This is a genomic window from Streptomyces sp. Ac-502, from assembly GCF_045222935.1.
In the GTDB taxonomy this organism is placed as follows: domain Bacteria; phylum Actinomycetota; class Actinomycetes; order Streptomycetales; family Streptomycetaceae; genus Streptomyces; species Streptomyces monomycini.
The window spans coordinates 5,967,976-5,990,229 of the sequence record NZ_JBHFFO010000001.1 but is presented as its reverse complement, the minus strand read 5'-3'; the positions used below and the strand labels follow the sequence as shown (position 1 = coordinate 5,990,229).

General features: G+C 71.6%; 18 protein-coding genes and 4 pseudogenes. 4 read left to right on the top strand and 18 right to left on the bottom strand.

The features are described 5' to 3' along the window. Positions 1–37: 37 nt before the first annotated feature. The 3 genes and pseudogenes from ACEXOX_RS27220 to ACEXOX_RS27210 form a co-directional block, all read right to left on the bottom strand. Positions 38–475, bottom strand: a pseudogene (locus ACEXOX_RS27220) (VOC family protein); the annotation flags it as partial. 54 nt (positions 476–529) lie between these two features. Continuing rightward, complete coding sequence (locus ACEXOX_RS27215) at positions 530–934, bottom strand: helix-turn-helix transcriptional regulator (protein ID WP_406526484.1); 405 nt, start codon at positions 932–934, stop codon at positions 530–532. A 316-nt stretch (positions 935–1,250) separates the two neighbouring features. Beyond that, positions 1,251–2,783, bottom strand: coding sequence for an MDR family MFS transporter (locus tag ACEXOX_RS27210; protein ID WP_406523822.1), 1,533 nt, complete (start codon positions 2,781–2,783; stop codon positions 1,251–1,253). A 226-nt stretch (positions 2,784–3,009) separates the two neighbouring features. On the opposite strand from ACEXOX_RS27210, the gene ACEXOX_RS27205 reads away from it, so the two are divergent. Next, the gene (locus tag ACEXOX_RS27205; RefSeq protein WP_406523821.1) at positions 3,010–3,588 is read left to right on the top strand and encodes a TetR/AcrR family transcriptional regulator; all 579 of its coding nucleotides are present in this window, start codon (positions 3,010–3,012) and stop codon (positions 3,586–3,588) included. A gap of 84 nt (positions 3,589–3,672) precedes the next feature. Here ACEXOX_RS27205 and ACEXOX_RS27200 read toward each other — a convergent pair whose 3' ends face one another. Continuing rightward, positions 3,673–4,362: a M23 family metallopeptidase gene (locus tag ACEXOX_RS27200; protein ID WP_406523820.1), complete on the bottom strand. Its 690-nt coding sequence runs from the start codon at positions 4,360–4,362 to the stop codon at positions 3,673–3,675. Between the two features lie 676 nt (positions 4,363–5,038). Here ACEXOX_RS27200 and ACEXOX_RS27195 point away from each other — a divergent pair. Further along, positions 5,039–5,941 carry a hypothetical protein gene (locus ACEXOX_RS27195; RefSeq protein ID WP_406523819.1) on the top strand — a complete coding sequence of 301 codons (903 nt, stop codon included), beginning with the start codon at positions 5,039–5,041 and terminating at the stop codon, positions 5,939–5,941. A gap of 422 nt (positions 5,942–6,363) precedes the next feature. On the opposite strand, the pseudogene ACEXOX_RS27190 reads toward ACEXOX_RS27195, so the two are convergent. Beyond that, a pseudogene (locus ACEXOX_RS27190) lies at positions 6,364–8,882 on the bottom strand (ATP-dependent Clp protease ATP-binding subunit). 509 nt (positions 8,883–9,391) lie between these two features. Here ACEXOX_RS27190 and ACEXOX_RS27185 point away from each other — a divergent pair. Beyond that, complete coding sequence (locus ACEXOX_RS27185) at positions 9,392–10,090, top strand: SCO3374 family protein (protein ID WP_406523818.1); 699 nt, start codon at positions 9,392–9,394, stop codon at positions 10,088–10,090. On the opposite strand, the gene ACEXOX_RS27180 is transcribed toward ACEXOX_RS27185, so the two are convergent. The 11 genes and pseudogenes from ACEXOX_RS27180 to ACEXOX_RS27130 all read right to left on the bottom strand — a co-directional run bounded on the left by ACEXOX_RS27180 (position 10,021) and on the right by ACEXOX_RS27130 (position 19,047). Further along, positions 10,021–10,353 carry an Lsr2 family protein gene (locus tag ACEXOX_RS27180; RefSeq protein ID WP_030025331.1) on the bottom strand — a complete coding sequence of 111 codons (333 nt, stop codon included), beginning with the start codon at positions 10,351–10,353 and terminating at the stop codon, positions 10,021–10,023. The genes ACEXOX_RS27185 and ACEXOX_RS27180 overlap by 70 nt on opposite strands. Positions 10,354–10,509: 156 nt before the next feature. Beyond that, positions 10,510–11,028 carry an amino-acid N-acetyltransferase gene (locus tag ACEXOX_RS27175; RefSeq protein ID WP_030025332.1) on the bottom strand — a complete coding sequence of 173 codons (519 nt, stop codon included), beginning with the start codon at positions 11,026–11,028 and terminating at the stop codon, positions 10,510–10,512. A 9-nt stretch (positions 11,029–11,037) separates the two neighbouring features. Continuing rightward, a complete protein-coding gene (locus ACEXOX_RS27170; protein WP_406526483.1) occupies positions 11,038–11,574 on the bottom strand; it encodes a BlaI/MecI/CopY family transcriptional regulator in 537 nt (178 codons plus the stop codon). Positions 11,575–11,820: 246 nt separating this feature from the next. Continuing rightward, positions 11,821–12,000 carry a hypothetical protein gene (locus ACEXOX_RS27165; protein WP_003982975.1) on the bottom strand — a complete coding sequence of 60 codons (180 nt, stop codon included), beginning with the start codon at positions 11,998–12,000 and terminating at the stop codon, positions 11,821–11,823. Between the two features lie 46 nt (positions 12,001–12,046). Continuing rightward, positions 12,047–12,655, bottom strand: coding sequence for a hypothetical protein (locus tag ACEXOX_RS27160; RefSeq protein WP_406523817.1), 609 nt, complete (start codon positions 12,653–12,655; stop codon positions 12,047–12,049). A gap of 166 nt (positions 12,656–12,821) precedes the next feature. Further along, the gene (locus tag ACEXOX_RS27155) at positions 12,822–13,619 is read right to left on the bottom strand and encodes a type III pantothenate kinase (RefSeq protein ID WP_030025335.1); all 798 of its coding nucleotides are present in this window, start codon (positions 13,617–13,619) and stop codon (positions 12,822–12,824) included. 5 nt (positions 13,620–13,624) lie between these two features. After that, complete coding sequence (gene nadC / locus ACEXOX_RS27150) at positions 13,625–14,665, bottom strand: carboxylating nicotinate-nucleotide diphosphorylase (RefSeq protein WP_406523816.1); 1,041 nt, start codon at positions 14,663–14,665, stop codon at positions 13,625–13,627. After that, positions 14,662–16,443, bottom strand: coding sequence for an L-aspartate oxidase (locus ACEXOX_RS27145; protein WP_406523815.1), 1,782 nt, complete (start codon positions 16,441–16,443; stop codon positions 14,662–14,664). Before ACEXOX_RS27145 ends, nadC begins: the two co-directional genes overlap by 4 nt. Further along, positions 16,440–17,465, bottom strand: coding sequence for a pantoate--beta-alanine ligase (panC, locus tag ACEXOX_RS27140; RefSeq protein ID WP_406523814.1), 1,026 nt, complete (start codon positions 17,463–17,465; stop codon positions 16,440–16,442). Before panC ends, ACEXOX_RS27145 begins: the two co-directional genes overlap by 4 nt. Further along, positions 17,462–18,474 (bottom strand): annotated as a pseudogene (locus ACEXOX_RS27135) (Rossmann-like and DUF2520 domain-containing protein). Before ACEXOX_RS27135 ends, panC begins: the two are co-directional and overlap by 4 nt. Positions 18,475–18,735: 261 nt before the next feature. Next, positions 18,736–19,047 (bottom strand): hypothetical protein, encoded by a 312-nt coding sequence (locus ACEXOX_RS27130; protein ID WP_406523813.1) that lies wholly within the window; start codon positions 19,045–19,047, stop codon positions 18,736–18,738. 366 nt (positions 19,048–19,413) lie between these two features. Here ACEXOX_RS27130 and ACEXOX_RS27125 point away from each other — a divergent pair. Beyond that, a pseudogene (locus ACEXOX_RS27125) lies at positions 19,414–20,520 on the top strand (DUF5937 family protein); the annotation flags it as partial. A gap of 42 nt (positions 20,521–20,562) precedes the next feature. On the opposite strand, the gene ACEXOX_RS27120 reads toward ACEXOX_RS27125, so the two are convergent. Both ACEXOX_RS27120 and ACEXOX_RS27115 read right to left on the bottom strand, forming a co-directional pair. Continuing rightward, a complete protein-coding gene (locus ACEXOX_RS27120; protein ID WP_406523812.1) occupies positions 20,563–21,282 on the bottom strand; it encodes a glycoside hydrolase family 75 protein in 720 nt (239 codons plus the stop codon). Positions 21,283–21,556: 274 nt separating this feature from the next. Next, a complete protein-coding gene (locus ACEXOX_RS27115; protein WP_125045720.1) occupies positions 21,557–22,243 on the bottom strand; it encodes a response regulator transcription factor in 687 nt (228 codons plus the stop codon). Positions 22,244–22,254 lie beyond the last annotated feature (11 nt).

Below are 22,254 nucleotides of genomic sequence, written 5' to 3'. Positions count from 1 at the left end.
CGTCGTCCCCGGTGCGATGACTACTCCACGCACTCCCCCAGTCCTTGCCCAGGTCGAGCTGCTCGCTGCGCTGGGTCAGCGAGAACCAGTTGCCGGAGTCGTCGCGGAATATCGCCTCGGTGCCGTACGGGCGCTCCTGCGGCTCCTGGAGGAACTCCACGCCCTTGGCCTTCAGCGCGGCGTAGTCGGCCTTCACGTCGTCCGTGGCCAGCACCCCGGCGCCCATCAGCCCCTTGCTCACCAGCTGCTTGAGCTGCTCGCCGGCCTCCGGATCCATGCCGGGCGGGCCGGGGACCATCAGCGTCAGCTCCACCTCGGGCTGGTCCTTGGCGCCGACGGTCAGCCAGCGCATCCCGTCCGCGCCGCCCATCCGCATGTCCGTACGGACCTCCAGCCCGAGTTTGTCCGTGTAGAACTCCTTTGCCCGGTCCTGGTCGAGGACCCAGACGGTGGTGATGGCGAGTCCCTTGATCATGGCGTGCCTCCGTTGGTTTCTGCGCGGTCCTCTTCACCGTAGGCAGCGCTTCCGCTACCCGCCTTCTCGGAAATTGCGGTCCGCCGGGGCCGTCCCGTCCCGGCTCTCGAACGACTTGAAGCCGCCGGACCACAGCAGGGCGTAGCAGCCCGGTATCAGCCCGGCGCCCTGCCCCACGTGCCGTCGGCGGTACGCGCTCGGCGTCAGGCCGGTCCGCTCCTTGAACCGGGCGGAGAAGGTGCCGAGGCTGCCGAAACCGACCAGCCAGCAGATCTCCGTGACGGCGAGGTCGGCCGTGCGCAGCAGCTCCTCGGCCCGCTCGATCCGGCGGCGGCTCAGGTACTGGCCGGGGGTGAGGCCGTACACCTGCTTGAAGGCGCGGATGAAGTGGAAGCGGGAATATCCGGCGTGCGCCGCCACCGCCGCGAGGTCCAGCGGTGCGGCCCAGTCGCGGTCCATCACGTCCTTCGCCCGCCGCAGCTGCCGCAGCCGCGCGAGCGGCACCGGGGGCGACTGGGGCGTCTGGGGCGCCGGAGTCGACGCGGGCACCGGGGACACCGGGGGTGCCGAGGACACCGGAGATGCCGGCGGCACCGGCGCCGCGCCGTCGCCGCCCGCGCGCCCGTCCCCCGCTCGTCCCGCACCCCGTCGCCGTTCATCTTCCGATGCTGACACGCACCACTGACAACGGCCCGGCGTCCGCCGGTCCGCGGACACGCCAGCGGCCCCCGGCATGTCCGCCGGGAGCCGCTGGCCAGGGTTTTTCAGTGCCGGATCAGACGGCCTCCGCCATGGGAGCCTTGGCCGCCGGGGCCTCGCCGCCGTCCTGCGGGCCCTCGGCCGGCTTGGCGGGGCCGCCGCGCAGCGGCACCTCCTTGAGGAACCAGGCCGCGGCGAAGCCGATGACGCTGATCAGCGCGCCCCACACGAAGACCTGGTGGGTGCCGCCGGAGACCGCGTGCATGTACGCGTCCTTGACCGCCGCCGGCAGCGTGGGAAGCATCTTCGGGTCCATCTGGGCGCCACCCGCGGTCGCGCCCGCCCCCTGGGCGCCGAGCCGCTCGGTCATCACGTCCGTCACCCGGTTGTTGAAGATCGCTCCGAAGATCGCGACACCGAAGGAGCCGCCGATCGTACGGAACAGGGTGGCGGACGAGGAGCCGACGCCCATGTCCTTCATCTCGACGCTGTTCTGCGCGATCAGCATCGTGGTCTGCATCAGGAAGCCCATGCCGGCGCCGAGCACCGCCATGTACACACCCGAGGTGAAACGGGTGGTGCCGGTGTCCATCAGGGACAGCAGCGCCAGCCCCGCGGTGATCAGCGCGCCGCCGCCCACCACGAAGATCTTGTACTTGCCGGTGTTGGTGGTGACCCGGCCCGCGACCAGCGAGACCGCCATCATCGCGAGCAGCATCGGCAGGAGCAGCAGCCCGGAGTTGGTGGCCGAGGCGCCCTGCACGGTCTGCTGGAACAGCGGCAGGAAGGTCATCGACCCGAACATCACGAAGCCGACCAGGAAGCCGATGAGCGTGACGAGGCTGAAGTTGCTGTTGCGGAAGATGTGCAACGGCAGCACGGGCTCGCGGACCTTGGTCTCGGTGAGGACGAAGGCGAGCAGGGCCACCACGCCGACCGCGCCGAGCCCGACGATCTGGGCCGACAGCCAGTCGTACTCCGTACCGCCCCAGGTGGTGATCAGGACCAGCGAGGTGATGCCGACGGTGAGCAGGACGGCGCCCACGTAGTCGATGCGCGCCTGCGACCGCTTCTTCGGCAGGTGCAGTACCGCGGTCACCATGACCAGGGCGATCGCGCCCAGCGGCAGGTTGATGTAGAAGCTCCAGCGCCAGCCGAGGTGGTCGGTGATGGTGCCGCCGACCAGCGGCCCGCCGATCATCGCGACGGCCATGACGCCGGCCATCATGCCCTGGTACTTGCCGCGCTCACGCGGCGGGATCAGGTCACCGATGATCGCCATGACGCCGACCATCAGACCGCCGGCGCCCAGACCCTGCACCGCCCGGAAGCCGATCAGCTGGCCCATGTCCTGGGCCATGCCGGACAGCGCGGAGCCGATCAAGAAGATCACGATGGACGTCAGGAAGACGCCCTTACGGCCGTAGAGGTCGCCCAGTTTGCCCCAGATCGGGGTGGAGGCGGCGGTCGCGAGCGTGTACGCGGTCACCACCCAGGACAGATGGCTCAGCCCGCCCAGTTCACCGACGATCGTGGGCATCGCGGTGCCCACGATCATGTTGTCCAGCATCGCGAGCAGCATCGCGATCATCAGCGCGAACAGCACCACACGGACGCTGGCCGGCTGCTTCCCCCGGTCTGCGCCGGTTTCGGTATTTCCCCCGTCGGGGTCGCTTTCGTCTGCGACATCCCCATCTTCGCTTCTCCCACTTACTTGCCGCCCGGCTAGTTCAGTACAGTGCAGTAAGGTAGCCAGCAACTAGCCGGGCGTCAAGTAAGTTTATGTGTGGGCCCCTCGGCCCCGGCCCGGACGACCGACGCAGGAGAACAGCAGCATGGGCACACCGCACGCGCGCAGGGGCAACACCCGCCAGCGCATCCAGGACGTCGCCTTGGAGCTGTTCGCCGAGCAGGGGTACGAGAAGACCTCGCTGCGCGAGATCGCCGAGCGGCTCGACGTCACGAAGGCGGCGCTGTACTACCACTTCAAGACCAAGGAAGACATCGTCATCAGCCTCTTCCAGGACCTGGCGCGGCCCATCGACGAGCTGACCGAGTGGGCCGCTGGCCAGCCGCGCACCCTGGAGACCAAGCACGAGGTGCTGCGCCGCTACAGCGAGGCGCTGCGCTCCGCCGAGCCGCTCTTCCGCTTCATGCAGGAGAACCAGGCGACCGTACGGGACCTGAGCATCGGGGAGACCTTCAAGCAGCGGATGCTCCGGCTCACCGGGCTGCTCAGGGAGCCGGAGGCGCGGCTGACGGACCAGGTGCGCTGCATCACCGCGATCTTCTCGATGCACGCGGGGCTGTTCGCCATGCAGAACGTCGAAGGCGACCCCGAGGACAAGCGCAAGGCCGTCCTGGAGGTCGCCACCGAACTGATCACCGCCGCCCAGCCGCCGAACCTCGACTGACGGCACCGGCGGTACCGGACGTACCGGCGGCACCAGCCGTACCAGCAGTACAGGCGGCACCGCCGGCACCGGCGGGAGCAGGGATCACACGCCGTCGCCGCGCGCCTTCAGGAAGGCGGTCGGCTCGACGCCGGAGCCGTAGTTCGGGCCGGTACGGACCTCGAAGTGCAGGTGCGGGCCGGTCGAGTTGCCGGTGCTGCCGGACTTGGCGATCTCCTGGCCGGTCTCCACCTTCTGGCCCGGCTTGACCTCGGCGCTGGTCAGGTGCGCGTACTGGGTGTACGTACCGCTGTCGTGCTTGATCACGACCGCGTTGCCGTACGCGGGACCGTCGCCGCCGCCGTTCGGACCGGCCTTGACCACGGTGCCGCCGTGCACGGCGTGCACGGCCGTGCCGCTGGGCACCACGAAGTCCTGACCGCTGTGGTTGTGGGACCAGTGCTTGCCCGCCAGCCCGAAGGTCATGCCCAGCGTGTAGTCGTCCACCGGCTTCACCCAGGAGCGGGCCTTCTCCTCGGCGGCCTTCTTGGCCTTCTCGGCCGCCTGCTGCTCCGCCTCGGCCGCCTTCTTCTGGGCGTCGGCCTGCGCGGCCACCGAGGAGCGGACGTCGGACGCCAGGCCGTCCAGCGCGAGCGCCTGCGCGTCGCTCCCGGCCGCCACGGCCACCCCGACGCCCATGGCCGCGGAGACGCCCAGGCCCGCCGCGAGCACGGAGGCGCGGGTACGGACAGTGGACTTCTTCGTCAGGCGGTGCAGGGGGTGGTGCTTCGACATGCGGGGACTACCTCCGGGAAAGGGAAAGGGCCGCGCCCCGGCCGTCGACCGGGAACGCCCCACCTTGGTAACCCGAATCCGACATGCTGCCAATACCCCTTTCTACTACCCCATCCCGTAGCAAAAGCCGAGGAAATAAGCCCGCGCGACTACCCTCACCCCCCGGCCTCAAACCCCGTGACCCCCTCCCTCTTCCGGCCGCCGATCACTCCGGCGACCACCCCTCTGAGCTGGGCTTTTACCGAGGCGTACGACGTTGTCGAACACCCCGGCACCCCCCTCGCCGTACCGCGGCGTTCCCCGCACCCGCTCCCGTCCGCCGCACCCCGTGAAGCGCCCGCTATTCCGCGTAGTAGGCACCCGAGGGCCTGTGCGTCATGTCACCGGGCCCCGCCTTTCCCGCGCCTTACGCCGGGTCTTTGGCCTGCCCGTATCAGGACCAAAGGCCCGGTACGAAAAACGCGCTCCACCCGGACGGCGTCGCCCGGCCGAGCAGCCCCCGGAGCCCCCGCCTCTCCCTACGCTGTGAAGTCCACGGCGCCCGGCCCGGCCGGCGTCGACCAGGTGGTGGGGATCACCGCATGGCCCCGATGACCGTCATGGCCCGGCTCCTTCCGAAGATCGTCGCCCCGCTCGACAGGAAACTGCTCGTCCGCCCCCGCCCCGGCGCCTCCTGGTGGACCGCCCCTTACGGATCAGCGGCCCCGTCTCCTTCCGCGGGGAGCGACGCACCCTCGGGGAGCGCGACGTACGGCGCATCGCCGCCAAGCTCGTCGACCGGGCCGTGACCCAGCTGCCCGGCGCCACCGTCGCGGCGCTGGAGCGGCCCGTCGCCCCCGGCGAGGACCGGGCCGTGGCGGACGCCCTCGCCCGTACGCTCTGGCCCGACAACGCCGTCGGCGCCCTGGCCGCCCGGCTGCCGTCCCGCTTCGCCGAGGACGCCGCCTTCGAGACGCGGTACGCCCACTACACCGCCGCCCTCCACAACCACCTGACCGTCTTCGGCATCGACCTCGCGCACTCCCCGGACAGCTGGCCGCTGGACGCCGCCTACCTGGGCCTGCACTGCGAGGCCGAACCGGCCGCCGCGGACAGCGGCGGCCCCCAGAGCCCGCCGTCCCGCCGAGCACGCCCTGTCCGGCCGGTGCCGGATCCTCGTACGGGGCGTGGCCGACTCCGGCAAGACCACCCTGCTCCAGTGGCTGGCCGTCGCCACCGCCCGGTACGACGCAGCTCGCCGGTGTCTGGCGGCGGTACGACACCGACCACTACGCCCGGGAGATCATCGCCCCCTGGACCCGGACCGACTGTTCTTCCCGGCGGCGGACGTGGCGGAGCTGTCCGCGCTGCGCGGCTCGGCGGCCGGCCGTACCTCCAGGTCGCCGGGGAGTTCACGGTGGCCGAGCTGGTCGACGGCATCGCCCCGGCGGGCGGCCTGCGCCGGCTCTGGCCGGCGTACGGCCTCGGGGCCTCGATGGAGTGGCTGGCCGCGTTCCCCCGGCTGGAGGAGCTGTGGATCAGCCGCCGGATGCCGGCCGTCACGGGTGTTCCGGACGGAATCCGCGTCGTCGAGCTGTGATGTCGCGGTCCTGCGGGGTGCAGGCCTGTCTTACCGGGCCCGTACCCGGCGTTCCGCCTTCGAGTTCCCGGTTCCGCGGAATAACCCGGTGCGTATTCGGACGGTGCCGCCCGGGCAATACCGCCGGAGCAAACCGGAATGACGTTTTCCCTTTACGCCCGGGAGAGCCGGGCAATAGCCCGCGCCGCTTCCGTACCGGAGCGGAACGCCCCGCATCCCGGTGGTTACGGATATCCCCGCACCCGGTACGGAAAAATACTTCCGCTCACGGCGCCGGACGCCCCGCGCCCGTACCCCGTCGTACGCGGCTCCCGCCCCCGCACACGACGGCGCCGCGGCCCGGAACCTGGAGCAGGTCCCGGGCCGCGGCGTCGGTTGCCGTGCCGGTCAGGCGCTGGGCGCCCGGTCCGTACCGCCGGCCGTCACGCGTCCTTCGACAGGTCCGGGCCGCCGGCCGCGGACTCGACGGGCGGGGCGTCCGGCAGAGCCGCCTTCTCCTCGCCGCGGAAGGTGAACTTGGCGTTCTCGCCCTCACCCTCGATGTCGACGACCACGATGTGGCCCGAGCGCAGCTCGCTGAAGAGGATCTTCTCCGAGAGAGCGTCCTCGATCTCGCGCTGGATGGTCCGGCGCAGCGGGCGGGCGCCCAGCACCGGGTCGTAGCCGCGCTTGGCGAGCAGCTTCTTGGCCTCACCGCTGAGCTCGATGCCCATGTCGCGGTCCTTGAGGCGCTCGTCCACCTTGGCGATCATGAGGTCGACGATCTGGATGATGTCTTCCTCGGTGAGCTGGTGGAAGACCACCGTGTCGTCGACACGGTTGAGGAACTCGGGCCGGAAGTGCTGCTTGAGCTCTTCGTTGACCTTGTTCTTCATCCGCTCGTAGCTGCTCTTGGTGTCGCCCTGGGCGGCGAAGCCCAGGTTGAAGCCCTTGGAGATGTCCCGGGTCCCGAGGTTGGTCGTCATGATGATGACCGTGTTCTTGAAGTCCACCACCCGGCCCTGGGAGTCGGTCAGGCGACCGTCCTCCAGGATCTGCAGCAGGGAGTTGAAGATGTCGGGGTGGGCCTTCTCCACCTCGTCGAACAGCACGACGGAGAACGGCTTGCGGCGCACCTTCTCGGTGAGCTGGCCGCCCTCTTCGTAGCCGACGTAGCCGGGAGGCGAGCCGAAGAGCCGGGAGACCGTGTGCTTCTCGCTGAACTCCGACATGTCGAGGGAGATCATCGCGTCCTCGTCGCCGAACAGGAATTCGGCGAGTGTCTTGGACAGCTCGGTCTTACCGACACCGGAGGGACCGGCGAAGATGAACGAGCCACCGGGGCGCTTGGGGTCCTTCAGACCGGCCCGCGTACGGCGGATGGCCTGCGAGAGCGCCTTGATGGCGTCCTTCTGGCCGATGACGCGCTTGTGGAGCTCGTCCTCCATCCGCAGCAGCCGCGAGGACTCCTCCTCGGTGAGCTTGAAGACCGGGATGCCGGTCGCCGTGGCCAGGACCTCGGCGATCAGCTCGCCGTCGACCTCGGCGACGACGTCCATGTCGCCGGCCTTCCACTCCTTCTCCCGCTTCGCCTTCGCGGCCAGGAGCTGCTTCTCCTTGTCGCGCAGGCCCGCGGCCATCTCGAAGTCCTGCGAGTCGATCGCGGACTCCTTCTCCCGGCGCACGTCGGCGATCTTCTCGTCGAACTCGCGGAGGTCCGGCGGCGCGGTCATCCGGCGGATGCGCATCCGGGAGCCGGCCTCGTCGATCAGGTCGATCGCCTTGTCCGGCAGGAAGCGGTCGGAGATGTAGCGGTCGGCCAGCTGGGCGGCCTGGACCAGGGCCTCGTCCGTGATGGAGACGCGGTGGTGCGCCTCGTAACGGTCGCGCAGGCCCTTGAGGATCTCGATGGTGTGCGGCAGCGACGGCTCCGCGACCTGGATCGGCTGGAAACGGCGCTCCAGGGCCGCGTCCTTCTCCAGGTACTTGCGGTACTCGTCGAGCGTCGTCGCACCGATGGTCTGCAGCTCGCCTCGCGCCAGCATGGGCTTGAGGATGCTCGCGGCGTCGATCGCGCCCTCGGCGGCGCCCGCACCCACCAAGGTGTGGAGCTCGTCGATGAACAGGATGATGTCGCCGCGGGTGCGGATCTCCTTGAGCACCTTCTTCAGGCGCTCCTCGAAGTCACCGCGGTAGCGGGAGCCGGCGACCAGGGCGCCCAGGTCCAGGGTGTAGAGGTGCTTGTCCTTGAGGGTCTCGGGCACCTCGCCCTTGACGATGGCCTGGGCCAGGCCCTCGACGACCGCCGTCTTGCCGACGCCGGGCTCGCCGATGAGGACCGGGTTGTTCTTGGTACGGCGGGACAGCACCTGCATGACCCGCTCGATCTCCTTCTCGCGCCCGATCACCGGGTCGAGCTTGGTCTCGCGGGCGGCCTGCGTCAGGTTGCGGCCGAACTGGTCCAGGACGAGCGAGGTCGAGGGGTGCCCTCGGCCGGGCCGCCGGCGGTGGCGGCCTCCTTGCCCTGGTAGCCGGAGAGCAGCTGGATGACCTGCTGCCGCACCCGGTTCAGATCGGCGCCCAGCTTCACCAGGACCTGGGCGGCGACGCCCTCGCCCTCGCGGATCAGGCCGAGCAGGATGTGCTCCGTACCGATGTAATTGTGGCCGAGCTGAAGGGCCTCGCGGAGCGACAGCTCCAGGACCTTCTTCGCACGGGGGGTGAAGGGGATGTGACCGGACGGGGCCTGCTGCCCCTGGCCGATGATCTCCTCCACCTGCTGGCGGACCGCCTCGAGCGAAATCCCGAGGCTCTCCAGGGCCTTAGCGGCGACACCCTCACCCTCGTGGATCAGGCCCAGGAGGATGTGCTCGGTGCCGATGTAGTTGTGGTTGAGCATCCGGGCTTCTTCCTGAGCCAGGACGACAACCCGCCGCGCACGGTCGGTGAACCTCTCGAACATCGTTAATCGCTCCTCAGAGCGGTCAGGCAGTTAGGGGTCGGTCCCCTCCCTGTCCTTCCGCATGCTAGTCCCGTGGGACGGGACAGCTCATTCCAACTGCCGACATCCGTCCGGATCACCCCCGCGACGGCGGGGAAATCTGCTGCCGAACAGCCGACATCTGCTCCAACCCGATGGTGCGAGACGATGTTCCCGCAGGCCAGGCATATACGCCCCGGGCCAGTACGCCCGTGGCGAACGCACCCGTCACCGACACGCCCGCCCGGAGCCCGTCGCCGCTCCGGAAAAAGCGCTGCGCACGCCGCCGCACCGTCTCTCCCCACTGGGGATGTCTTACCCGCCGCCACGGACACTCCATGCGGCGTGGGCCCGTTCCATCCGCTATGGGCGAACACCCGAGCGCCGCCCATTGCGCCGTCACGCCCCCGCACGCTCCCTTCCGTGGCGACAGTCCGCACCCGCGTGTCAACCCAGCGTAACTTCTCGGAGTTTCGCGAGTTGCTCCCGGTATGCCCGTCGCGCTCCCGCGCTCCCGCTCCGCCCTCGCCGCCGTACGGCAGTGGTACGAGGACGAGCTGCGCTGGCCGACCACCGGCACGGAGCCGGTGGAGCTGCTGACCGGGGTGCGCTTCGACGCCCTCGATCTGCCGGCCGACGCGGGCCGGGCCGTACTGGGGCGGGTGGGCCCCACGGGGCCCGTACTGATCGACCGCAGCGGCTCCGCCGGTCCCAGGATGCTCGTCCTCGTGACCGCGGGGGCCGCGGAGGAACTGCCGGAGCTTCTGGAATGGCTGGAATGGGGCTCGCTGGGGCTGGATCTGACCGCACGCGGCACCGGGGACCGGATGCCCGCGCCGTCCCCGCCGCCGTCACCGCGGGCGCGGTGGCCGTACGGATCGGGCCCACGGGAGGCCGCGGGGTGGGTGCGGCCTCCCGAGCCGGGACGCGAGATCGAGGCGGCTCTGCCCACCACGGGGACAGGGGCAGGGCGCGGGGGCCGCGGTGTTCCCCTCGCGGATCGCCAGGGGCGCGCCCCCGACCTCGTACGACTCGTGAGCGCGGCGGCCACGGAATGCCACCGGGCCCGTTTGCTGCGCGGTCGTCAAGCTCGAAGACAAACGGATTGCGGGTACTGCGGTCAGCCGTTCGCCTTCTCGAACGCCTCACGGATCTCCGCGGGCACACGGCCGCGGTCATTGACGTTGTAGCCGTTCTCCTTCGCCCACGCGCGGATCTTCGCGGTGTCCGGGCTGCCGCCGGAAGACGCGCGCGCCTTGCCGCGGCCACCGGAACGGCCACCGGTCTTGCGGCCCGCCTTCACGAACTCGGCCAGCGACTCGCGCAGCTTGTGCGCGTTGTCGTCGGACAGGTCGATCTCGTAGGACTTGCCGTCGAGGGCGAACGTCACGGTCTCATGGGCCTCGCCGCCGTTGAGGTCGTCGACAAGAAGAACCTGAACCTTCTGTGCCACCGGTTTCCCTTTCATCGAATGCGGATTACGACGGAAAGCAAACCGCTTTTCCGGGAAAAACACAAACCCCTGGGTAGGGTTCAGTTGCACCACGGCCGGGGAACGCTTGCTTCCACAGCTATGAGATAGGGGCGCGATTCGGACATAGAACGCTGATCACAGGTGCAGAAGCATCCGGCTGTTGCCCAGGGTGTTGGGCTTCACTCGTTCGAGACCGAGGAACTCGGCAACGCCCTCGTCATAGGAACGCAGCAGCTCGCTGTAGACATCGCCGTCGACGGGCGTCTCACCGATCTCCACGAACCCGTGCTTGGCGAAGAAGTCCACTTCGAAGGTGAGGCAGAAAATGCGCCGCACTCCGAGCCAGCCCGCGGTGCGCAGCAGCTTGTCGAGGACTTGGTGGCCGACTCCGGCGCCCTTGTGCCGCGGGTCCACCGCCAAAGTGCGCACTTCGGCCAGGTCTTCCCACATGACGTGCAGCGCTCCGCAGCCGACGACCTCGGCGTCCTCGTCCCGCTCGGCGACCCAGAACTCCTGGATGGACTCGTAAAGCGTCACGGTGGCTTTGTCGAGGAGGATGCCGTCCGGGGAGTAGGCGTCGATGAGCCGGCGTACGGCCGGTACATCGCTGGTCCGGGCACGGCGGACGGTGAGTCCATTAGTCAGGGGCGGCATGGCGCGACGCTATCGCCCCGGGTCACCGGATCCCGGGGCGGGTACTTCTCCCGCATCCGCTTCGCCCTCTGCGGCCTGTTCCGGGGGTACGGAAGGTTCCCGCGCGCGTTCCGCGGCCGGTTCACCGGCGCGTTCCCCGTGGTCCGGCCGTTCCGCCGGTACGGGCGGTTCCCGTTCGGCGCGGCCGGTCCGCGGCGGGGCCGGCGCGGGTTCCGCCGGTTCGTCGCCCTGCACCATACGCACGGCATCCCTGAGGGCATGTCGCTGTTCCGGCGACATCATCCCGAAGAAGGCCACCAGGGCCGCCGCGGGGTTGTCACTCGCGGACCACGCCTCGTTCATCAGTGCGGCCGAGTAGGCGGCACGAGTGGAGACCGCCTCATATCGATAGGCGCGCCCTTCGGCTTCCCGGCGCACCCAGCCCTTCTGATGGAGGTTGTCCAATACGGTCATCACCGTTGTGTAGGCGATCGACCGTTCCTTCTGCAGATCTTCCAGGACTTCCCGAACGGTGACCGGGCGGTTCCACTCCCACACCCGCGTCATGACCGCGTCTTCCAGATCACCCAAGCGTCGTGGCACAGCAGCACAATAGTGGGAGATGTCGCAAATGCCGGTTCTTACTCGGTTGATTTACCCCGGAAAAAGGCAGTACGGCCCGAGATGCGCAATCTCGGGCCGTACGGAGGTGTGCCGTGCGCAAGGCCGACCAGGTGACCGAACGGATGGACGAACACCGTCGGCACCCGGGGGCCGGGCGCGGGAGGCCGGGACGGGCCCGGCCGGCGCGGGTCAGGCGCCGTGTGCCTTGGGCTCCTGGCGGGCGCCCTCGGCGCGGGCCAGCGCGGCGTCGACCGCCGCGTCCTCCTTGGACTTGTTCTCGCCACCCTGGCTCTTCACGATCGTCACGATGAGCGCGACGAACGCCACGGCCATCACCACGGGCGGTACCAGCGCTGCGACGTAATCCATGACCAGGGGCCTCCTTCGGGAGTGAGGATTCCAGAGTACGCAGCGCTCACGCGGACCGGGTCGCGGGGGGCCGCACGGGCTTGCGGCGCGGCGGGAAGACCTCGCCCGGCGTGGGGACGGGGCGGCCGGGGCGCGGCGCCTTCGGGCGCGGGTCCGGCGCGGGGACGGGCGCGGGCTCGTCCGCCACCCTGCCACCGGGCAGAGCGCGCAGCCTGGCCCGTACGGAGCGCTCGGCGAGGCGCTCGCAGTGGCGCAGCAGGGCGGTACGGCGCGCGTGTTCCTCAGGTCCCCGCTGCCGCGCGCACAGCAGGCGCAGGGCGGCGAGGTCGGCGGGGACGGGGTCGTAACCGGCCGCCAGGGCCTCCTGGAGCTGCCCCAGGTAGCCGTGTGCGGAGCCGGGGAGGGCGTCACGGTAGCGGGCGAGGTCGGCGAGGAGAAAGGCGCGCAGCCGCCCGCCCTCGCGCGCCGCCTCGTCCACCGCCTCGGCGAGCCGCAGGTACTCCTGGACCTCCTGGGCGCCGTCGGCGTCGTAGCCCGTCGGGGCACCGGTCGTGTGGCGCGTCGGCTGGAGTGCGGCGGCGAGCGCGCGCCGCAGCACGCGCAACTCGTCGGCGCTGAAGGCCATACCGCCGCGGGATCCGTATGGCATAGGCATGGGCAGACCTTACGCCGCTGCCGGACAAAATCCGCTTAACGGCATAAGAACGGCGCAAGTGTCGCGGAACGCGCAGGAAGCAGTAAAAGCCTCTTCGGTTAGAAGTCGGTACGTATAGGGCCTAAGCGGGCAATTCGCCGTGGAGGCCGGCCGGGCCGGACGGCCCTCAGCCCCGCGTCACATTGCGCTCGTACACCAGCCGCAGACCGATCAGCGTGAGCCACGGCTCGTGCTCGTCGATGACCGAGGACTCGCCGAGCACCATCGGCGCCAGCCCGCCGGTGGCGATCACCGTCACGTCGTCCGGGTCATCCGCCAGCTCCCGCGCCATGCGCTGGACGACCCCGTCGACCTGGCCGGCGAAGCCGTACAGGATGCCGGACTGCATGGCCTCGACGGTGTTCTTGCCGATCACACTGCGCGGCCGGGCCAGTTCGATCTTGCGGAGCTGCGCGCCCTTCACGCCGAGCGCCTCCACCGAGATCTCGATGCCGGGCGCGATCACCCCGCCGACGTACTCGCCGCGCGCGCTGACCGCGTCGAACGTGGTGGCCGTACCGAAGTCGACCACCACGGCCGGCCCGCCGTACAGCTCCACGGCCGCCAGCGCGTTGATGATCCGGTCGGCGCCGACCTCCTTGGGATTGTCCATCAGGATCGGCACGCCGGTCTTGACGCCGGGCTCGACCAGGATGGCCGGAACGTCCCCGTAGTAGCGCCGGGTGACCTCGCGCAGCTCGTGCAGGACCGAGGGGACGGTGGAGCAGATGGCGATGCCCTCGATGCCGTCGCCCAGCTCCTCGCCCAGCAGCGGGTGCATGCCCATCAGGCCCTGGAGGAGGACCGCGAGTTCGTCGGCGGTGCGGCGGGCGTCGGTGGAGATCCGCCAGTGTTCGACGATCTCCTCGCCGTCGAACAGGCCGAGGACGGTGTGGGTGTTGCCTACGTCGATGGTGAGCAGCATCTGCGTCAGCGCTCCTCGCGCAGGTCGAGACCGATGTCGAGGATCGGGGAGGAGTGGGTGAGCGCGCCCACGGCCAGGTAGTCCACCCCGGTCTCGGCGTAGGCGCGGGCGTTGTCGAGGGTGAGCCGTCCGGAGGATTCCAGGATCGCCTTCCCGGCCACCAGCGCCACCGCCTCGCGGGTCCGGTCGGGGGTGAAGTTGTCCAGCAGGATCAGGTCGGCGCCCTCGGCGAGGATCGGCGGGATCTGGTCCAGCCGGTCGACCTCCACCTCGATCGGCACGCCCGGGAACTCGTTCCGTACGGCCTTGAAGGCCTCGGCCACACCGCCCGCCGCGACGACGTGGTTGTCCTTGATCAGGGCCGCGTCCGACAGCGACATCCGGTGGTTGACGCCGCCGCCGCAGCGCACCGCGAACTTCTCCAGCGCCCGCAGGCCGGGCGTCGTCTTGCGGGTGTCGCGGACCTTGGCGCCGGTGCCCTCCAGGGCGTCGGCCCAGGCGCGGGTGGCGGTGGCGATGCCGGACAGGCGGCAGAGCAGGTTCAGGGCGCTGCGCTCGCCGGTCAGCAGGTCGCGGGTGCGGGTGGTGACGCTGAGCAGCTTCTGGCCGGCCTCCACGCGGTCGCCGTCCTCGACGTGCCGCTCGACCTCGAACTCCGCGGTGCACACGATGGACAGCACCGCCTCGGCGACCCGCAGTCCGGCCACGGTCCCCGCCTGACGGGCCGTGAAGTCGCCGGTGGCGACCGCGTCTTCGGGGACGGTGGCGACGGTGGTGACGTCCACCCCCTGGTCGAGGTCCTCCTCGACGGCCATGTGGGCGATGTCCTCGACCTGTACGGGGTCCAGCCCGGCCTCGGCCAGGAGGGCCGCGAGGTCGGGGTCCAGCCCGCAGGCGAGCGGGTCGATCTCGTACGCGCCGTCACCGGCGCCGCAGCCGCAGGAGTCGCCGCAGCCGCCTTGCGGGGCCTGGGCCTGGGCAGCCTGGTCAGCGGCCTGGCCCGGACGGCCGATCCGGTGCAGGGGGAGGTCGTCGGGGGTGCTCACTGGTTCGGCTCCGTTTCGGGCGCGGGTGCGGCGGTCGTCGCGGGGAAGGCGGCGGTGTCGGTCGTACGGAAGTGCAGGGTGTGCGGCGGGCGGTGGGTGACCAGGAAGTGCCGCTGCCAGGCGGTGTCGTCCCGGTCGGCGTGGTCCTCGCGCCAGTGGCAGCCGCGGGTCTCCTCGCGGTTGCGGGCGCTGCTGACCAGGACCCGGGCGACCATCAGGAGGTTGGTGGCCTCCCACGCCTCGACGCCGGGCTCGGCGGGCTTGGGCCCGTCGGCCGGGCCCGGGTCGGCGGCGGCGCGCTGCATGCGGACCAGCGCGGAGAAGGCCTCGACGAGGCTCGCGGCGGAGCGCAGCACTCCTGCCCCGGCGGTCATGGTCCGCTGGATCACGGGCCGCGCCTCGGGGGCGAGCAGCGGTACGGGGGCGGCGGCGGGCCCGACGACGGGGCCGGGCCGCCGGACGGGCGCGGCCGTGATGTCGTCCGCGATGCGCTCGGCGAAGACCAGGCCCTCCAGGAGGGAGTTGGAGGCCAGCCGGTTCGCGCCGTGCACGCCGGTGCACGCCACCTCGCCGCACGCGTACAGGCCGGGCACGGTCGTCCTGCCGTACAGGTCGGTCCGTACGCCCCCGGAGGCGTAGTGCGCGGCGGGCGCGATCGGGATCGGCTCGGTGGCCGGGTCGATGCCGTGGGCGCGGCAGGCGGCGAGGATGGTCGGGAAGCGCTGCTCCCACATGGCGGCGCCGAAGTGCCGGGCGTCCAGGTACATGTGGTCGGTGCCCTGTTCCTGGGCACGGCGCATGATGGCCTTGGCGACGATGTCGCGCGGGGCCAGCTCGGCGAGTTCGTGCTGTCCGAGCATGAAGCGGGTGCCGTCGGCGTCCACCAGGTGGGCGCCCTCGCCGCGTACCGCCTCCGAGATCAGCGGCTGCTGGCCCTCCGCGTCCGGACCGAGGTAGAGCACCGTCGGGTGGAACTGGACGAATTCGAGGTCGGAGACCTCGGCGCCGGCGCGCAGCGCGAGGGCGACACCGTCGCCGGTGGAGACCGCGGGGTTGGTGGTCGCGGCGAAGACCTGGCCCATGCCGCCGGTGGCCAGGACCACCGCGGGGGCGTGCACGGCGCCCACGCCGTCGTGCTGGCCCTCGCCCATCACGTGCAGGGTGACACCGGCCGTGCGGCCGTCGGCGTCCGTGAGCAGGTCCAGGACGAGGGCGTTCTCGATGGTGCGCAGGCCCTGCGTACGGACGGCGTCCACCAGGGCGCGGGAGATCTCGGCGCCGGTCGCGTCGCCGCCCGCGTGCGCTATCCGGCGGCGGTGGTGGCCGCCCTCGCGGGCGAGGGCTATCTCGTCGCCGCCGGGCTCGGTGTCGAAGCGCGCCCCGGTGGCGACGAGGCGGCGGACGGCGTCCGGGCCCTCGGTGACCAGGGTCCGTACGGCGGCCTCGTCGCACAGTCCGGCGCCCGCGACGAGGGTGTCCGCCAGGTGCTGTTCCGGGGTGTCGCCCTCGCCGAGCGCGGCCGCGATGCCGCCCTGGGCCCAGCGGGTGGAGCCGTCGTCCAGGCGGGCCTTGGTGACCACGACGGTACGGCGGCCGGCGGCGGCGCAGCGCAGCGCGGCGGTCAGGCCCGCGACCCCGGAGCCGACCACGACGACGTCGGCCTCGATGGACCAGCCGGGGGCGGGGGCCTGGAGGCGGAGGGTGGGGGTGGGGCCGGAGGCGGTGGCTGTGGGGCCGGTGGGGCTGGAGGTGGTGGCTGTGGGGCCGGTGCCGTTCATCGGGGCGCTCCGAACGTGAGACGGATGTTGTCGATGAGTCGGGTGGTACCGACCTTGGCGGCGACCGCGAGGACGGCCTCCCCCTCGTACGCGTCCGGAATCTCGGTGAAATCGGACGGGTCGACGAGCGCCACGTAGTCGAGCGCCAGCGGCGGATCCAGGCGGGCCGCGTCCTCCAGGACGACACGGGCCGCCGCGCGCGCCACCGCGGGGCCCCGCGGCGGGGTCGCGGCGGCGTGCGCGAGGGCGTGCGCGTCGGCCGCCGCGCGGTCCTCCCCCAGGGCGGCGAGCGCCACGGAACGGTCCTGCACCCGGTGGGCCGTGTGCGTCGCGTACGAGGCGCGGTCCCGCAGGGCCTCCTCGGCGGCGAGCCGGTCACGGGCCGCGAACAGGGCCCGGGACAGCGCCAGGGCGGTCCGGCGGTCCGCCGCGGAAAGATAGCGGTTACGGCTGGACAGGGCCAGCCCGTCGTCCTCACGGACGGTGGGGACACCGACGATCCGTACGTCGAAGTTCAGGTCGGCCACCATGCGCTCTATCACGGCCAGTTGCTGCGCGTCCTTCTGGCCGAAGAGGGCCACGTCGGGACGGGTGAGGTGCAGCAGCTTGCCGACGACGGTCAGCACGCCGTCGAAGTGGCCCGGTCTGCTGGCCCCCTCCAGGAGGTTGCCCATGGGACCGGCGGCTATGCGGACCTGCGGCGCGCCGCCCGGATAGACCTCACCGGCACCGGGCGCGAAAACGGCGTCCGCGCCGGCCGCGCCGGCGAGCGCGAGGTCCGCCTCCAGGGTGCGCGGGTAGCGGTCGAGGTCCTCACCGGCGCCGAACTGGAGCGGGTTGACGAAGACGGTGACGACGACCTGCCCCGCCGGGCCGACCCGGTCGCGGGCGGCGCGGACCAGCGTCGCGTGCCCCTCGTGCAGGGCCCCCATGGTCATGACGACGGCCCGCTGCCCGGTGCAGCCCGGCAGGGCACGCAGCTCGGCCGCGGTGTGCACCAGGCGCGTGCGCGGGGCGTTCATCGGTCGCCTTCTTCGGGGTGGTCGCCGGACGGGCTTTCGCGGTGGTCGCCGGGCGACGGCGGCGCGCCTCCGGTGCTGGTGCCGCTGGTGCTGGTGCTGGTGCCGTCGCCGACGTTGGCCAGGACGTCCAGCAGGTCCTCGGCCAGCTCCGGCTTCAGCAGGCCGTGCGCCAGGGCGCGGTCGGCCGTCGTACGGGCCATGGCAAGGTATCCCGCGACGCTCTGCGGCGCGTGTTTGCGCAGCTCCGAGACGTGCGCGGCCACGGTACCGGCGTCGCCGCGGGCGACCGGACCGGTCAGGGCGGCGTCACCGGAGCGCAGCGCGTTGTCCAGGGCCGCGCCCAGCAGCGGGCCGAGCATCCGGTCGGGCGCGCCGACACCGGCCTCCCGCAGCAGCTCCATGGCCTGCGCCACCAGGGTGACCAGGTGGTTCGCACCGATGGCGAGCGCCGCGTGGTACAGCGGGCGGGCCCCTCCTCGATCCACTCCGGCTCCCCGCCCATCTCGATGACCAGCGCCTCGGCGGCCATCCGCAGCGGTTCGGGCGCCGTGACACCGAAGGAGCAGCCGGCCAGCCGCTGCACGTCGACGCGCGTACCGGTGAAGGTCATGGCGGGGTGCAGGGCGAGCGGCAGGGCGCCGGCGCGGGTGGCCGGGTCGAGGACGGCCGTACCGAACCGCCCCGACGTGTGGACGAGCAGCTGGCCCGGCCGTACGGCACCGGTCTCGGCGAGGCCCGCGACGAGCCCGGGCAGGGCGTCGTCGGGCACCGTGAGCAGCACCAGTTCGGCGCGTTGCAGCACCTCGGCCGGGGAGACGACCGGCACGTCGGGCAGGAGCGCCGCCGCACGCCGTACGGAGGCGTCGGAGACACCGGACACGGCGACCGGCCGGTGTCCGGCGAGCTGGAGCGATGCGGCGAGGGCGGGCCCGACGCGACCTGCGCCGACGACTCCGACGGTCAGTCGGGCGGGGCGGTCCTGGGCCTCGGTGGGTGGAGTTGTGTTCACGCGGCGACGGCCTTCCGTTCCAGTCCGCGGGGGGTACCGGACGATTCGTTCGCCATGCTACGCGAGTGTTTACGGCGCTCTTCAGAGCCGTACGCAGGCTGAGACGGGTGTCTCGTACCGCGTCGTCGGGCGCGTTCCCGGCTGCGGTTCCGGGCGTGCCCCCAGCTGCTTCGCCCGCCGTTCCCCGGGCTGTTCTCCACAGGGGTGACGGAGGTGTTCGCAGAGGTTATCCACAGGGGTCGCAGAGGCGGGCGTGACCCGTCATGGTGGGGGTGGAGACGGAAGCGGAGGACGGACCGAGAGGGGGTGCGACAGCGGCTCGGCCTGGGCGGGGCGGGCGGTCCGACGGAGGTGTACGGGGCGTGCCGGCCGCCGGGTGAGGACCCGGTGTACGGCGCGGCGGAGGCGGGCCAGGGGGCGGTCGGCGGGTGCGGTGACCACGGCCTGGAAGCGCAGCCACCGACGGATCTCGCGTACGGCCTGGACGTCCCCGGCACCGGGGAGGACGGGCGCGCTCTCACCGCGTTGGGCGGCGCGGTAGGCGTCGAGCATGTGCTGCTGGGATGCGTTCATGGACACCACAGTGAGGCCGTCCGGCGACGGGTGGCTCGTCGATTGACGAGAGCCGTCAATCGACGGCGACGCAGGTCACGGGCTCACGCATGATGATGACCAGAGCCGGGGGTGGGTGGGGGGAGGGGGCCCCGGGAAGCGAGGCCCCCGGGGAGCGCATCGGGCGTCCCGGGGCAGGCGAGGTCCGGGTCGGGTCGGTCCGGGTCGGGTCGGTCCGGGTCGGGTCGGTCCGGGTCGGTCCGGGTCGGGTCGGTCCGGCGCGCGCCTGACCGCCACGCGACCAAGCGTCGACCGGGCCGCCGCGCCGACCGAATGGCATGTGCGGCGCCAGTGCCGTACTCGGAGTGGGAACGGGGAGAGACGGATTTGAGTGTGTGGATCGATGTGGCGGGGCTGCCCGCCGAGCGGACGGTGTTCAGCCCGTCGCCGCTCGCCGAGCTGGGGGCCGCCCTGCACGCGCTCGCCGAGCCCGGCCACCACCCCGGCCTGCACGGCTGGACGACCGCGACGGCCAGTGCGCTCGAACCCGACCTGGCCGACCGGCTGTGTGAAGCGGACTTCCTGTGGGGGCCGACGTTCTCCGACGTGACGATGCCGTTCGCCGCGCTGCCGGACATCGCCGGGCAGCCCGGGGCGACGCTCGCCGAGGACCTGGACCTGCTCGACCGGCTCGACGACGAACTGTTCGTGAACGCCGCGCTGGAGATCAACTGCACCAGCGGGTACTGCCGCGGTGGCCCGTCGCCGCTGGTGGACGCCGAGGCGCGGCGGCTGGCGCTGGAGCGGGCCACGGCGCGCGGCCCCCGGCAGGCCGACTTCGCGCAGCGGCTGCTCGCCGACCCGCCCGCCGTACGGGCCTGGCTCCGCCGCCTGCTGGAGGACTGCGAGCAGGCGTTCTTCGCGGACGTCTGGCAGCGGGTGCGCGTCCACCTCGCCGCCGACGCGCGGCACAAGGCGGAGGTGCTGCGCCACAAGGGCCTGGCCGAAGCGCTGGCCGAGGTGTCGTCCGCGGTGACGCTGGACGCGTCCCGGTCGCGCATCGTCGTCGACAAGCTGTCCCACGGCCAGGGCACGGCCGTGGATCCGGACGTCGGGGCCGGGATCACCTTCATCCCCACCTCGTTCGGCTGGCCGCACCTGAGCGTGCTGCACGCGCGGGGCTGGCGCCCGGTGATCCACTATCCCGTGGCGGCGCCGGAGCCGGCCGGCCCCGCCTCGATCGCCCTGGTCGAGTCCCGGCTCGAAGCGCTCGCCCACCCGATGCGGATACGCATGTGCCGCCACCTGGCCCGTACCGCCTACACGACCGGTGAACTGGCCACCTCGCTCGGCATATCCGCGCCGGAGGTCTCCCGGCACCTCGCCGTCCTCAAGAAGGCCGGGCTGCTCCAGACCCGACGCCGCGGCCGGTACGTCCTGCACCAGCTGGACGTCCGGGTGGTGGCGCGCCTGGGCAGCGACTTCCTGGAGGGGTGCTGCGCTGATCCGACGGTCGGCCGGGGGCATGCGGGGCGCTCAGTTCTCCTGGAGGAACTTCTTGGCGAGGGCGTCGCCGCGGGTGACGGCGTCGCTGTGGCTCTCGATGGGGGACGCCTTGGAGTTCTTGAACAGGATGTAGGTGACGCCGGACTCGGCTCCGCCGGTGGCCGGGTCGGGGTCGATGCCGAGGCCCTTGGCGGCCGCGTACGACGCCTCACCGATGATCTTCTCGGGACCGCTGTCGCCGACGACCGCGTACTCGACCTTGTTCTTGTGGATGACGGCGACGATGCCGCCGCCCTTGATGCCCGCGGACTCGAAGTCCCAGATGCCGCTGACCGAGGGGACGACGACGTACGGCAGCTTCTCGGCGTTCAGCGGCTTGCCGTCGGACTGGTTCCAGCGGGTCTCCGGCTGGAACCAGGGGTCGGTGTCCTTGTTGCACTTGGCCGTGACCTGGCCGTCGCAGTCGATGTCCATGTCCGCCTTCCAGAACACGGCGTTCTTCTTGCCGCAGACGGGGATGGTCGCCGATGTCTCCTCGTCGGTGCGGTACTTGCCGTGGGAGATCTGCGAACAGCCGGTGACCTTGGCGAGCAGGTCGGCGGCGCTGACCGAGCCCTCGGTGACGCCCGGGCGGCTCACGGCGTTCGCGGCGGCGGAGGTCGCGGCCGGCTGGGCGGTGGCGGGCAGCGCGGCGGCGGCGAGCAGCGCGGTTCCGGCGGCGGTGGCCAGGGCGAAGGTTCGTCTGCGCACAGGAGGGCCCCTCTGTTAGGAAAGTTTCCTTACCGAGCGCGCCCAATCTCCTCCGCTCCACCACCCCCGTCAACCCCGCACCACCCGCAACTCGCGTCCCCTCCAGGCCCGTTCGACCCGAGCCCCGGCACGGCTCGACCGCCCCAACCCGACGACCGCGCCCCGGCCCCCGTCACGACTCGACCACCACGGCTCGACCGCCTCAGCCCGACCACCACGGCCCGACCACCGCCGCCCGAAGACCACGGCCCGACCGTCACCGCCCCCGCAGCCGTTACGCCCCCGCGCCGCCCCCGGCCCGTACGAGTCCCGTCTCGTAGGCGAGCACCACCGCCTGCACCCGGTCCCGCAGCTCCAACTTGGTGAGGATCCGGCCCACATGCGTCTTGACCGTGGCCTCCGACAGCACCAGCTGCGCCGCGATCTCGCCGTTCGAGAGCCCCTGGGCCACCAGCAGCAGCACCTCCCGCTCGCGCTCGGTGAGCCGTCCGATCTCCGGGCGGACCGGTTCGGCGGCGGACGCCGGCAGCATCGGCGTGAACCGGTCCAGCAGTCGGCGGGTGGTCGAGGGCGCGACCACCGCGTCACCGCTGCGCACCGCGCGGATCGCGGCGAGCAGTTCGCTCGGCGGCACGTCCTTCAGCATGAAGCCGCTGGCCCCGGCCTTGAGCGCGGAGAAGGCGTACTCGTCCAGGTCGAAGGTGGTCAGGATGAGCACCTTCGGCGCGTCCGCCTGCTGGCCGCCCGCGCAGATCCGGCGAGTGGTCTCCACCCCGTCCAGGTGCGGCATCCGCACGTCCATCAGGATGACGTCGACCTTGGTGGACCGGAGCACTTCCAGGGCCTCCACCCCGTCACCGGCCTCGGCGACGACCTCCATGTCGGGCTGGGCGGCCAGCACCATGCGGAAACCGGTGCGCAAGAGCACCTGGTCGTCGACGAGCATTACTCGGACAGTCATGGCAGGAGGTC

Coding starts and splice junctions, on each gene's coding strand:
- ACEXOX_RS27215 (WP_406526484.1), bottom strand. CDS start 934: ATGGACCGCGACTGGGCCGCACCGCTGGACCTCGCGGCGGTGGCGGCG.
- ACEXOX_RS27205 (WP_406523821.1), top strand. CDS start 3,010: ATGGGCACACCGCACGCGCGCAGGGGCAACACCCGCCAGCGCATCCAG.
- ACEXOX_RS27200 (WP_406523820.1), bottom strand. CDS start 4,362: ATGTCGAAGCACCACCCCCTGCACCGCCTGACGAAGAAGTCCACTGTC.
- ACEXOX_RS27185 (WP_406523818.1), top strand. CDS start 9,392: ATGCCCGTCGCGCTCCCGCGCTCCCGCTCCGCCCTCGCCGCCGTACGG.
- ACEXOX_RS27175 (WP_030025332.1), bottom strand. CDS start 11,028: ATGCCGCCCCTGACTAATGGACTCACCGTCCGCCGTGCCCGGACCAGC.
- ACEXOX_RS27170 (WP_406526483.1), bottom strand. CDS start 11,574: ATGACGCGGGTGTGGGAGTGGAACCGCCCGGTCACCGTTCGGGAAGTC.
- ACEXOX_RS27165 (WP_003982975.1), bottom strand. CDS start 12,000: ATGGATTACGTCGCAGCGCTGGTACCGCCCGTGGTGATGGCCGTGGCG.
- ACEXOX_RS27160 (WP_406523817.1), bottom strand. CDS start 12,655: ATGCCTATGCCATACGGATCCCGCGGCGGTATGGCCTTCAGCGCCGAC.
- ACEXOX_RS27155 (WP_030025335.1), bottom strand. CDS start 13,619: ATGCTGCTCACCATCGACGTAGGCAACACCCACACCGTCCTCGGCCTG.
- ACEXOX_RS27145 (WP_406523815.1), bottom strand. CDS start 16,443: ATGAACGGCACCGGCCCCACAGCCACCACCTCCAGCCCCACCGGCCCC.
- panC (WP_406523814.1), bottom strand. CDS start 17,465: ATGAACGCCCCGCGCACGCGCCTGGTGCACACCGCGGCCGAGCTGCGT.
- ACEXOX_RS27130 (WP_406523813.1), bottom strand. CDS start 19,047: ATGAACGCATCCCAGCAGCACATGCTCGACGCCTACCGCGCCGCCCAA.
- ACEXOX_RS27115 (WP_125045720.1), bottom strand. CDS start 22,243: ATGACTGTCCGAGTAATGCTCGTCGACGACCAGGTGCTCTTGCGCACC.